11 protein-coding genes and 1 pseudogene are annotated in these 12,769 nt (G+C 37.9%); 4 read left to right on the plus strand and 8 right to left on the minus strand.

Going from position 1 to position 12,769, the window contains the following annotated elements; genetic code table 11:
- Positions 1-84: 84 nt before the first annotated feature.
- Positions 85-1,125 (minus strand): LacI family DNA-binding transcriptional regulator, encoded by a 1,041-nt coding sequence (locus AC27I2_RS09675; RefSeq protein WP_487204151.1) that lies wholly within the window; start codon positions 1,123-1,125, stop codon positions 85-87.
- Positions 1,126-1,371: 246 nt separating this feature from the next.
- On the opposite strand from AC27I2_RS09675, the gene AC27I2_RS09680 reads away from it, so the two are divergent.
- Positions 1,372-3,621: a TonB-dependent receptor gene (locus AC27I2_RS09680; protein ID WP_487204140.1), complete on the plus strand. Its 2,250-nt coding sequence runs from the start codon at positions 1,372-1,374 to the stop codon at positions 3,619-3,621.
- A 33-nt stretch (positions 3,622-3,654) separates the two neighbouring features.
- On the opposite strand, the gene AC27I2_RS09685 is transcribed toward AC27I2_RS09680, so the two are convergent.
- The 5 genes from AC27I2_RS09685 to AC27I2_RS09705 form a co-directional block, all read right to left on the minus strand.
- A complete protein-coding gene (locus AC27I2_RS09685; protein ID WP_487204141.1) occupies positions 3,655-4,176 on the minus strand; it encodes a hypothetical protein in 522 nt (173 codons plus the stop codon).
- A gap of 67 nt (positions 4,177-4,243) precedes the next feature.
- Positions 4,244-5,800, minus strand: a complete 1,557-nt coding sequence (locus AC27I2_RS09690; RefSeq protein WP_487204142.1) for an EAL domain-containing protein — start codon at positions 5,798-5,800, stop codon at positions 4,244-4,246.
- Between the two features lie 130 nt (positions 5,801-5,930).
- Entirely contained in the window at positions 5,931-6,551 is a 621-nt protein-coding gene (locus AC27I2_RS09695) for an SGNH/GDSL hydrolase family protein (RefSeq protein ID WP_138529671.1), read from the minus strand.
- Positions 6,551-7,060 (minus strand): DsrE family protein, encoded by a 510-nt coding sequence (locus tag AC27I2_RS09700; protein ID WP_138529669.1) that lies wholly within the window; start codon positions 7,058-7,060, stop codon positions 6,551-6,553. Before AC27I2_RS09700 ends, AC27I2_RS09695 begins: the two co-directional genes overlap by 1 nt.
- A gap of 65 nt (positions 7,061-7,125) precedes the next feature.
- A complete protein-coding gene (locus AC27I2_RS09705; protein ID WP_058404749.1) occupies positions 7,126-7,599 on the minus strand; it encodes a flavodoxin family protein in 474 nt (157 codons plus the stop codon).
- Between the two features lie 78 nt (positions 7,600-7,677).
- Here AC27I2_RS09705 and soxR point away from each other — a divergent pair, with 78 nt between their 5' ends.
- On the plus strand, positions 7,678-8,142 hold the full coding sequence (soxR, locus tag AC27I2_RS09710; RefSeq protein ID WP_487204143.1) for a redox-sensitive transcriptional activator SoxR: 465 nt from the start codon (positions 7,678-7,680) through the stop codon (positions 8,140-8,142).
- Positions 8,143-8,292: 150 nt separating this feature from the next.
- Here the strand turns inward: soxR and AC27I2_RS09715 are convergent, their stop codons facing one another.
- Positions 8,293-8,949: a hypothetical protein gene (locus AC27I2_RS09715; RefSeq protein ID WP_010556879.1), complete on the minus strand. Its 657-nt coding sequence runs from the start codon at positions 8,947-8,949 to the stop codon at positions 8,293-8,295.
- A gap of 600 nt (positions 8,950-9,549) precedes the next feature.
- Here AC27I2_RS09715 and AC27I2_RS09720 point away from each other — a divergent pair.
- Both AC27I2_RS09720 and AC27I2_RS09725 read left to right on the plus strand, forming a co-directional pair.
- On the plus strand, positions 9,550-11,235 hold the full coding sequence (locus tag AC27I2_RS09720; protein WP_487204144.1) for an Hsp70 family protein: 1,686 nt from the start codon (positions 9,550-9,552) through the stop codon (positions 11,233-11,235).
- Positions 11,235-12,431 (plus strand): hypothetical protein, encoded by a 1,197-nt coding sequence (locus AC27I2_RS09725; RefSeq protein ID WP_487204145.1) that lies wholly within the window; start codon positions 11,235-11,237, stop codon positions 12,429-12,431. Before AC27I2_RS09720 ends, AC27I2_RS09725 begins: the two co-directional genes overlap by 1 nt.
- Positions 12,432-12,516: 85 nt before the next feature.
- On the opposite strand, the pseudogene AC27I2_RS09730 reads toward AC27I2_RS09725, so the two are convergent.
- Positions 12,517-12,769, minus strand: a pseudogene (locus tag AC27I2_RS09730) (hypothetical protein); the annotation flags it as partial.

The raw sequence follows: 12,769 nt of genomic DNA on the forward strand, positions 1-12,769 counted from the left end.
AGTGAAGCTTGAGTGTAGTGTAGAATAAAATTCATTGCAATCGTTTGCATTTTAACTTTAACAATTAATACACATAGCTATAAATTAGCGCTTGCTAGACTGGCGAGTTATTAATTCTATATCAATAACTTGAGACTCTACTTTTTCGCCTAAAAATTGTTGCATCAACTTTTTAACTATCAAAGAGGCAGCTAACTGGGTGTTTTGTTTAATTGTAGAAAGTGATGGGTGGCTTATATCTGCCATTGCAATATCGTCAAATCCAACAAGAGCAACATCGTTTGGAATACTCACATAACGCTCTTTTAAGGCTTTCATTGCCCCGAGTGCAACCATATCACTACAGGCAACAATAGCATCAAAATACAGGCCTTTTTCACGCAGTAAATGGTTTACTGCTTGATAAGCAGAACCACTTGTAATATCAATTGAAACAACGTGTTGCTTTAGTTTATGTGTTGAAAGCGCAGCAGCGTAGCCGCGGTGTCTTTCGCTAATTTCGCCGTGTTCTGGGTCACCTAAAAACACAATATTTTTAGCACCATGCTCTATTAAATGCGCCGTTGCTTGCATGCCGCCCAGGTAATTATCACTGCCTACTATAGGGTAGCTGCTAGTTGTTTTAGGGTCTCCCCACACCACTAATGGAATACCAGCTTTAGCGGCAGCCTCTATATTGCGCTGGTCTTTACCTTGTCCAACAACAATGATTCCGTCGGCTCTGCGTCCGTTAATAAAATAATTGGCCCAATCGTGTTGCGCCATTATGGAATTAGATAATAAAAGCTCTAGCCCTTGTTGATTTAGTGCTAGGTTAATTTCGCTGACTACTTTTAATAAAAACGGATCACTAATTGACTGCTCTGTTTGCACATCAAGGTTAATAATAACAGCAACTACATTTGTTTTTTGGGTGCGCAAACGACTGGCTGCCGTGTTTAGGCTAAAATTATGCTTTTTTGCGAGCTGCTGAAGTTTGTCGCGTGTTTCTTGCTTTATCAATGGGTTGTCATTTAATGCGCGCGAAACGGTAGAGGTAGATACGCCTGCTAATTTCGCTAAATCAGCTAATTTAATTTTTTTATTGTTCATGAAAACCTTGAGCCGCTTTGAGTTCGCTAATATAAATTGTAACTAGCTGACAATATAGCATTATTAATTTTTACTGGCGCGTTCCAGCTACAAAAAATCAATTTATTTGGTATTACGCTTAATAATCCAACAAATTAAATTCATAAATAATTTACAAATAAGTATTGCAAACGTTTGCATTTATCTCTAAGGTTTCACCATATACAGCCTGTTTACATTAACTTTTACTAATGGCGCTGTAAAAACACACTGTTTAACACACTAAAAACGGGATCACACATGAAATTCAATAAAGCAAAAAGCACACTAGCGTGTGCCATAACTTTAGCCCTAAGCTCACACGCTGCGTTTGCCCAAGAGCAAGCACAAGAAACCAAGGTTGAGCGCATTGTTGTTTCAGGCACGCCCACTGGCGTTGGTATCAGAAAAATTGATGCCGGCTACGCTGTAACAAATATTGATAGCCAGCAAATTATTAAACTGTCACCTAAAAGCACCGCCGACCTTTTTAAAGCCGTGCCGGGTGTATGGGTAGAAAGCTCGGGTGGTGAGTCGGGCGCGAATGTATTTGTACGTGGTTTTCCTGGCGGCGGTGACGCCCCGTTTTTAACGCTAAGTCTTGAAGGTTCGCCTGTTTACCCTGCCCCTACATTATCTTTTTTAGAAAATTCATCGTTGTTTAGAATTGATGAAACTATAGAGACAATGGAAGCCTTACGCGGTGGTCCAAACCCTGTTTTATCTAACGGGCAACCAGGTTTAACAACAAATTTTCGCTTAAAAAGAGGCAGCGAAGATACCGAAGGCTTATTTAAATACACCACATCAGATTACGACTTACAGCGTGTAGATGCAGTTATGAGCGGCGAAATCACCGACGATTTATACTTTATGGTAGGTGGATATGTTAAAAGCTCACCCGGTATTCGTGATGCAGGCTTTACCTCTGAGAAAGGCAGCCAATTCACAATTAATATAACTAAAGATTTAGATAACGGTGAGCTTAACTTTTACACTCGCCAAACAGATGACCACGGTGCATGGTACCTACCTACCCCATTAAATATAGAAGGGATAGATGCAGGGTACACACAACTTGGCACATTAAACCGCCAAGCAACAATATTCACCGGGCCTGATGCACAAGCACATGATATAGACCTAGGTGATGGCCGAGGCTGGGATGGACATGTTTCCGGCGGTAGCATTAAATTAGAGTTTGATAATGGTTGGCAATTATCAGATCGTTTTAACATCACTAAAGGCGATGCGAATACATTTGGCTTAGTGCCTAGCGGCTCTGCTACAACAGTTGGGGACGTTGCTGATAACGGCCAAACCGCGTTTGGCGCAATAACCAATACAGAGTACGCAAGCGACACCCCGGTGCAACAACTTGGACGCTGGGTTGTACTTAAAGAAATTAGCTCATTTACTAACGATTTAGCGTTTTCAAAGCAATTTGATGACTTATCAGCCTCGTTTGGTTACTACACAGCAAGCACATCGGCAAACGATTGGTGGAGTTTAGGTAATACGGCTTACCACGTATTAGAAGCAGGCGGTGAGTCGTTGACTGGTATTGAGTGTAATCAAAGCACCGACGGCTGCGATTTTAACTACGATATAAGTTCAACAGGTGATGCACGCACCAACGCATTTTATATTACCACTCAATATAAATTTGCCGACGACTTTACCTTAGATGTAGGCATTCGCCACGAAAACCATGAAGTAGAATACAGTGTTGATGAAGGCCTAAACGGTATAATCACAAAGACTGTTAACTACGATGAAAGTAAGACCTCGTGGACAACCGGTATTAACTACTCTATTAACGATGATATGGGCGTATTTGCCCGTGTTAACCGAGGCTATAAAATGCCTTACTTTGACGACTTTAGAGATAACTTTAGCGCTTATGAAGGCGGCGAAAAGCTAATTAAAGAAGTAACTCAAGGTGAATTTGGCTACAAACTTATTTCAGACTCTACCGACTTTTACGCCACTTTATTTGTGAATGAAGTAAAAGGCGACACATTTGTACGCCGCCCAGGCGTACCTGCTGAAATTTTAACAAATGAAGCATATGGTGTTGAGCTTGATTATAACTTTAATCATCAGTCGGGTTTTTCGGTTAATTTAAATACCACACTACAAGAAACCGAAATTACGCAAAGCCCTACAAATGAAGGCAATACATCGCAGCGCCAGCCTAAATGGCAAGTGCGTGTAACGCCAAGCTACGACTTTGAGCTACAAGGTATGTACGCCACGTTATACGGTACACTTTCGGCAGTTGATGACCGTTTTGGTAACAACGAAAACACAGTGACACTTGATGGCTACGAAAAAGTAGACTTAGGCTTAATTTTAGAGCCAATGGAAGGTATAAAGCTTCAAGTAGCTATTGATAACTTAACTGATGAGCAAGGTATTACTGAGGGTGACCCACGTAATGCCGACGCACCAAACGGTCGCTATATTATGCCTCGTACTACGCGCTTTAGTATAAGTTACGAATTTTAAATCCACTTAATAACAAAGGGAGCTTAGCTCCCTTTATTTTATTTTTTCTTTAAGTTTATTAAGCGCGTCAACCGAAAAACCACGGTCGTAAAAATGCAAAATTTTACCTGCTTTATCAATTAAAATTACACGAGAATTATTTGGGTTTTGATTGCCCGTAAATTTTTGTACTGCCTCTCCATCTTCATAAATGGTAATAACTCCGCCCCACAGCTCCTTTGGAATACCTTTGCGCATACCATTATCAATAAACGTACTAAACATACGTGGTGCCATGCCCGCAATGGTAGGTAGCTCATAAGTAGGGAGTGTTACACCGGCCATATCTAGGCCAATTAACCAGCGATCAATATCAAACTGGCTGTCTTGTTTATAGCCTATAAGCAGCAAGGTTTTTTCAGTGGTAAAATCACTCGGAATAACAAATTCTTTTTTCTCTAAACTTTCACCAGTGATTGTTGGAAATTGCTTTCCGACAACTTGCTGATTTGGGTATTGTGATGCGCAGCCTGTTATTAACAGTAACAAAAGCATTGTAAATATTGATCTAATCATTCTAATTAGCCTGTTTTTATAATAAATTTAACTGCTTATACGCTTTAAAAAAGATCGTCGATCTTTTTTAAAGCGCATGCTGCGCAATATAATGTTTAAATTTATCGACCTTCATTGGCCGGCCATATTTCCACCCTTGACCGTAATGCACACCAGCTGTTTTTAACATAGTCTCTTGCTCTGTTGTTTCTATTCCTTCAGCTACACAGGTGTAGTTAAACTTACGCACTAACTCCATAATATTCGGGATCATAGACGCTTTTAAACCTTGTGTTGCTATATCTTGAACAAAGGTGCGGTCTATTTTTAACTGATGAAAACTTAAATTTTGTAAGTTTCTCAAATTGGAGTAACCCGTTCCAAAATCATCAAGCGACAAGTTAAAACCAGACTCAACCAATGTTCTAAAATGCGCATGGGCAATACTGGTATCGAGGTACTCGTCTTCTGTTATTTCTAAGCAAATAGTAAATCGCGAATTAATAAGTGCAGGCTCTTGTGTCAACAGCGATACATTGCCCAGCTCTACATCACAAGGAAATATATTAATAGACACTTTAAAACCCGTTGGTAAATCATCTAATACTGTAAGCTCTTCAATTACTTTTGCTACCATTGATTGGGTAAACGACCACGTTAAATTATTCTTGCGTATCACCGGAATAAATTCATCAGGGTAAAGCGACCCGTATTTGTCTTTAAACCGAGCTAGCACCTCACAACCAATTACTTTACCTGTGTGCAAACAAATAATAGGTTGGTAAGTCCAATAAAATGAGCCCTTTGTTAAGCCTTTACGCACTCTATTATTAGTAGAGCGACGAGCGGCTATTTGATAATCCACTATTAGCGCGCTCGACACCCCCGTTAGGCAGGTTAATATAAGAGAAATAATCAGCAAAAATTGATTGTCAGCGAAAAACTCACTCCATGGCGTTCTAACTGCAACACAATATCCTTTATTTTTTTCGCTGCACATAAATGCGGTTTCAAATGGTATTTGTTTGTGGTTTGCAAGCTCTTTACTTAATCCGCTTTTACCCGCCAAATGAAATGCATCTGAACCCGACTTATAAGTAATTTCCCAATACGGAGCTGCAATATTGCTGCGACTGATAGCCGCGGTATCCATAATTAAATTATAGTTACCCTGCCTAACTATCACGACCTGCATTATTCGTTCTTCAAAAAGTAAAATTTTCAACTTAGGCTCAAACCGAACTCTAATGTTATTGTCGTTATTACTTTCGAGGTTGTTGCGAATGTAGTCGGGGGTTCTATCGTTTATGGGGGTTTTTAGTACACCCGAGCCCGTTGTACAGACAAGCTGATTATTTTTAAAAAAGCCAATATCTACAACATACTTGGCATCAAAAAGTGCACGTCGCATTTCAAGGAGGTTTTCGTTGCTACATTCTGAGAAATTAAATGAATTTAAAGGAAAAAGAATTTGACGACGCTCGCTGACAGCTGCATCTATGTGGCTAACAATTTGTTTTGCATCTTTTTGTATTGCAGCTGCTAATTTGTGCCCAGCAAAATACAATAAAACTAAGCTACCCACTACAAAAACCAAAACACCGGTTAAAACTGCAATTAATGACTTTTGTTGGTATTTTTTCATTATGTCCTTATTGCCTATAAAGCATTCACTATCAGTGTGTTCTCCATCATTGCATAATCAGCCTTAAATGCAAATAAGCTCACAATATTCATAGTAAATAGCATACTCATAATTTAAACGTTAGCGTTCATTACGCATAAGCTTCATTTATTAAATTACACATCAAAGCCGCTACTTTAGCGTGCCCATCAGCATCAATATGCACCCCATCAATAGCTGAAACAGTAATACTTTGCTGTAAGTCACAAAAGTAGTTTTTTTTAGCACGGGCAATATTTTCAAACTCTTTTTTTAATGCCTCGTTTTTACTCGGTGCGCCCTCGTAAACATGTTTATATTGCCCTACACACTTTACATAAGCAGGGCTTAAAATTATAAGCTTGGGTTGTTTATTACCTTCATAAAACTCTTCAATACTGTCTAGTAAGTTTGTTAAGCCTTGACCTATTTGCTCAGGCGTTAATTTAAAGCGCTGTTTTAAATCGTTAGTACCCAAGGCAATAATTATAACAGCCAAAGAGTGCGCTTCTAAAAGCGGCTTTAAATAACTTACACCCGATAACTCCCCAATAAATGGCGGGTTATTTACAAGCGTACGGTTAGGTTGTCCCGCCTCTATTACTGTAAATTGATCGCCCAACATTTCAGCTAACACCAACGGCCATCTAACCTTGCCCTCAAAACGCTTTCCCGTTACGGGGTTTAACCCCCATGTATTTGAGTCACCAAAACATAAAATAGCTTTTTTCATTAAAATGGATTCAAAGTGTAGCCTTGCTGCTGAAGTTGAGCATGCGCGGTCATAGCAGATAAAGACATGGTAACACCCTGTATTAGGTGTTTAGGCGCTACTTTAAAATGCGTAGCCGACTGCCCGCATACAAATACCTGCGTGTTGTTTGCCAATAATTGTTTTATTAAGCTTGCGTTTTTATTATTAACGTTAAAGCGTTTTTTATATTCATCGTTCGATAAAACATCCTCACTTGCACCACCATGAATAACTAACGCTAATTTAATGTTCTCTGGTTTAACGCCATGTGCTACATGCATATTGATAAAGCGAGCAAGTGAGTTCATTGCATTATTTTGCTCCCCTTTTTTAGCGGCATCGGCCACATCAAACGCTATTTTGAATTGAGTCGAATTATTAATTTGCGCATGTTCTGGCACGTTATAATAATAACCAAAACCACTAATAGGCTGCTCATTAGCGAAAGATAATGGGCTTAATATTAAAAATAACAGTAAGTATTTCATAAACAATCCGTTTGTTTTTTTGCTTATAAATAAAGTACCAGATGCGTTGAACAAAAGGCAGTTATTCACGCTAAAGTTTGCGAACTTTTATGGTGGTGCGTTAAAAACTGCATCCCTAAATAACTAAATGTATTTTTAAACATCGCAACAAAGGCATCTGGCGCCTCACTTGACGATGCATTAGACAACAGTGAAAAATCTTTACTGCGCAGTAAACGCAACTTTGGTTTTAAATGTTCGTCATCCATGTAATCGGTAATTCTATCTATGAATGTTTTCATTTGTGTTGTGGTGCTGTACCAATAAACTGGCGAGGCAAATACCCAATGGTCGTAATGTAAAAGTGACTCAAAAAGCGAGAAAAACTCATCATCACTGTAGTTTTTACTGTAACTGTAAGGCGGTATTTTAAATTTATCTAAACACACAACATGCAGCTCATTTTGCTCAGCAAAACTTTTAACATGCGCGGCTGTGTTACCATTTTGTCGTGCCGATGAATAAATAATAACGGTGTTACGACTAAGTTTTTGTTGCATTTGTTCAGCTCCTTTTTTAATGTTGAAGAAAGCTTAAAACCTCAAGTTATATTGAGGTCAATACATGGAATAAAATTAATGTTTGCTGAGCAAAAAAAACTTATCGACGCTACTTTAACAGTAGGCTACGTCGCAAAAAGAAGTGGTGTGAAGGTGTCTACATTACACTTTTACGAAACCAAGCAATTAATAAAAAGCTGGCGAAATAACGGTAACCAACGCCGCTACAAACCCGATGCACTTCGCCGAGTGGCCGTAATAAAAGCAGCACAAGCCATGGGCATTACACTAGACGATATTAAAAATACACTTGCCTCACTCCCCGATAACCGTACGCCCACTAAAAAAGATTGGTCTGCGCTTTCAAAACGCTGGCAAGCTCAACTAGATGAACGCATAGCGTATATGCAACGTATACGCGACCGCGTAGATGGATGTATTGGCTGTGGGTGTTTATCACTCAAAAGTTGCCCTATTTATAATAAAGACGATCATTTAGGGAGTGAGCAAAGTGGAGCAGTATTGTTAAAAAGTAAACTATAATAAATTTTAAAGTTAAATAAATTTATTTCTAATTAAGCGAGGTGAAAAGAGGAATAATTAATATGTAAAATCTTGATGTTTTTATTATTGCAACAATGATTATATAGAATAAAAAGCCTTTCTAAAATTTATTTAGAAAGGCCAAAGCAATTATTTTTTACTTGTTAACTCTTTAACAATCGCATTCATTTCTAAAGGCATTTGAGCCAATATAGCGTCATGATCATTTGCTAAAACAAGATCTTTTTCAATAAAAGACACAACTTCTAAATCTTTAACGTTAATTACGCCACCAAAAGCCGTTACGCGTCTTACGCCTGGTACTGGGATACCACCGGTGCTATCTACGTGCAATACAATTACATTTTCAAAAGAAAAGTCTTTATCATCTATAACACCCGAGCTTTTAAGTGCTTTAGTTAACTTTTCCATAGAATACTGTAAATCAGTAGCAATTCTTTCGCCGTAGTAATTTATTTTATAGTCACCTTTATTTGCACCACGGCGAATACTTTCACCTAAAGTCCAAGAAAGGTTGCCTACAACACTGTATAGCTGCTGAGCAGAAATAACTGAAGCGCCATATTGACCAGCAACACCCGCTGTAATAGCTAAACCAACTTCACTGCTGTTACCTGGCACGCCATGTAATGAAACCGGAAAAATCAAAGCTGGGTTATTAGTAGATAAATTGATTGGTTGTTCGTATTTGTCATTAACTTTTAAATCAGTTGTCATACAACCTGTTAATATCAAAGTACTAGAAAGAGTTAGTGTAGTTAAAACTTTTTTTAATAAAGTATTCATTTTCATCCTTTTAATGTTTATTTTTTATCCCGCGCAGAATTATACAAACCATTTCAAAAAAACAACATTAATATAACAAAAAATTTATTGATAATATGGCAATAAAAAACCTATTAAAAGTAAAAATGAAACATCTTTTATTATACCAAAAAACAGAACAATATAACTTAAACATTCCACATTAATAATTAAAAAACCACATTAAAATCGCAATCTTAAGTCTTTATATATGATGATTATAAATTTATGATCATAGCCACACTTAATGAAAACTTGGTTTATTGATATTTAAAAAGGCTCATTAAAATAAAAACCAAAACAATTAAAACTTAACCTTTAAGTTTAAATATGAAAAAATTAGTAAGGCAATCTTGTTTTTATGTCAAAAGACAAAAAATTCAACGTTTAGCTAAACCAACATGCTCAAATGACAGCTGAACCAGATGGTAGTAAATGCTTTTAATTATTAATTTTCTGCCTACTTCGGCGGTTTATCACGTGTTACATTTAACCTACTTGCATAGTTATTGATAGCGCCTTTTACGCTGATAATAACGGTATCCAAAGTTGAACTTTCAATAATTCAAAAGGAACTTGAACGTGGCCATTATAGGAATTGATTTAGGCACAACTAATAGCGCATGTTGCGTTTGGAAAGGCGCAGAGTTAATACAAATTCCCAATCGTTTAAATAAATTTTTGACTCCTTCAGTCGTCACTATTGACGATGAAAACAATATCATCGTTGGTTCCACCGCCAAACAGAGGTTGATCAGTCACCCGCTGAATACAGTTGCAGTCTTCAAACGCATTATGGGCACAGAGCATTCGATAGAAATTGGTAGTCATGCGTTTACTGCCCCCGAGCTATCCTCTTTTATCTTGCGCTCACTTATCGAAGACGCAGAAGCATTTTTAGGCGAAAAAGTAACAGAGGCAATAATTAGTGTTCCTGCTTACTTTAACGAAAACCAACGATACGCAACTAAATTGGCAGGTGAGCTGGCAGGAGTTTACGTAAGAAGGCTAATAAACGAACCAACAGCAGCGGCTATGGCTTATAGTTTAAATGATCGCCAGCGAGGTACCTTTATGATTTTAGATATGGGTGGCGGAACATTTGATGTCTCAATATTAGAGTACTTTGAGGGCGTTATGGAGGTTCATGCTAGTGCCGGAGATAATTACCTAGGTGGTGAAGACTTCGTTTATGCTATGTTTGAACAGCTATGTTTAGATAATAGCTTTGATAAACAACAGTTTTCTCGCGAAGAACGACAACAAACATTTATGAAGTTAGAAATCATAAAGTGCAATATTGACAATGACTTAGTTCATCAACTACAACTACCGTATCAAAACAAAACATATAAACTTACAATAGAGCAACATTGGTTTTATCGTGTAATAACTCCTCTGTTAATCAGGGCGCAACACCCTATTAATCAAGCCCTATGCGACGCCAACTTACACCCTAATGACATTGATGACGTAATTTTAGTTGGAGGGGCCACCAAGCTTAAAGCCCTGCGATCTATGGTGAGTAAACTTTTTGGGCGTTTACCTTCTTGCAATTTAAACCCCGAGCTAGTCGTATCAATAGGCGCTGGTGTTCAAGCTGGACTGGTAGAAAAAAACACAGCCTTGGATGACATTGTTTTAACCGATGTATGTCCCTTTACCCTGGGCACTGAGATACTTGATGATTTTGATAACCCAGGCCAAATGCTTCCAATTATTGAACGCAACTCTATTGTACCTATTAGTGTTGAACGAGATTTATACACATCCAAAGACTATCAAACGACAATGCGAGTTAACATATATCAAGGCGAACACAGACAAGTACATAGAAATATTTGTTTGGGTGAATTAAAAATAAGCGTGCCCAAAGACAAAGTAGGAAAACAACCTGTTACAGTTCGTTACAGCTACGATATGAGCGGACTGCTAGAGGTCGACGTTAAAGTAAAAAGTACCGGAAAAACTTACAACAAAGTAATTAATAACGCCCCAGGCGCATTAACTGATGAGCAAATCAGTCGTGCTAAAGCAACGCTAAGTCAGCTAAAGTTTCACCCTAGAGACAGCGAAAAAAATCGCTCATTAGTAGCAAGAGCCGAACGTATTTACAGTTGCTCTCTTGGTTCTAAAAGAGAAGACGTTGGTCAACTAATCTCTCGTTTTGAACATATACTAGATAACCAAAACCCAAGAGAGATACAACAAGCTCAGGTAGTGTTTAGCGAAGCTTTAGACTCGTTTGATAGCGAACGTTGGTTCTAATGATTGACTGGGAATTACTGCAAATAGAACCAACAAGCGATATTGATTTAATTAAAAAAGCTTATGCTGCTCGTGTCAAAGTTATTCGCCCTGACGAAAAGGCTACGGAGTTTTCTGCACTTCACAATGCATACAAAAGCGCTATTCAGCACGCAAAAAGTGCTATGAATCAGGAAATAGCCACATACGAAGACCAAACGTTTTTATCAAAACAAGATGAGCAAGCTCATTTACCTGGTGAGAAAACTCCATTTTTTAATAAAAACGAATACCTTGCAGATCAGCAAGGCGCGGGTAAATCATATACTAATTGCCATCAGCATCATGAAGTATTTATTGAGAACTCATTTCACAATCTAATTAACAAAAACGAACAAAATGTTTTAGAAGAAACACCAACTCCTGACTTGTCAGATAACCAGCAAATTACAATTGAAAACCTAGATGACATATTACAAATATGTGACGATATACTATCTGAAGACGATGAACATGTTCAATATCAGCGCTGGAATCAATTCAGCCAGAAACACACACTACTCAATAAAAAAACTCACTTCAAAGTAAGCTTATATTTGATTAATGCATTTTACTCTTTAATTAAGGCGGTCGGTGATGGCAAACCCCATGCAAAATACTCAACTGTAGGGCTGGGAACTCAATCAATAATATTATTAAACAACACATTTTTATGGCAAGAAGAACAAGAAACACTAAAAGAGTATGTAAATTCAAACGCATTAGACTCAATCTTGGAATACATTAATAATGAAACGCCTAACTATAAACCTCTATCAGCGGTACAAGGTGGTATCAGTGCCCTTAATCGATACTCTAAAGACGAAATCGCAATGTACGAAACAGCTAAAACAAGCTTTTTTACTTTAAAAGCGTTGTTTATGATGTGGTGTTTTGCCCTATTAGTTACTTTCTGTGCTTCTTTGTTTACAACACTAAACGGTCTGCTATTTCGCCCCTCAAACTTTCAGAACTTTATGCTCGTATTAAGCCAGTTCATTGTATGTTTTAAGCTCTATCAAAATAGTAAATTAGCGTTTAATTGTGTTTGGCTTATTGCAGTTATCGCCTTGCTATTATTTCCTTTTGGTACTTTATGGGGGATATTCGCAATTCGTAAACTTAGAAAAGCACGGCATTATTTTAAATTTGCTAACAATCCACCGATAACTAAATGACAACAAGCGCATTATTCATATCGATGAAATAAAGTGCTTTTGACTTCCAAGCTTTCTCTAGACAGTTTTTAGCTTAGAATAGTACTTAAGGTATCCCACAGGTTAGCTGGATAAATAACCGTTTGGCTTTGTATTTCCAATTTAAGGTTTCTTTACGTTCAGGCTCAGGGGTCCAGCGTTGCCAAGGTTTGGTGATTTCGGGCTGGGGGGCATCGTTATACCAATCTATTTTGTATGCCTCAGCATATAGCTCATCATAAATTTCGGTTTGTTGTTTAAAGCTCATATCACGCCAATACACTTCTGGACGATTGTTTTGCTTATCAAACTCAGCGGTA

The organism is Pseudoalteromonas sp. NH0006-46 (assembly GCF_057547735.1).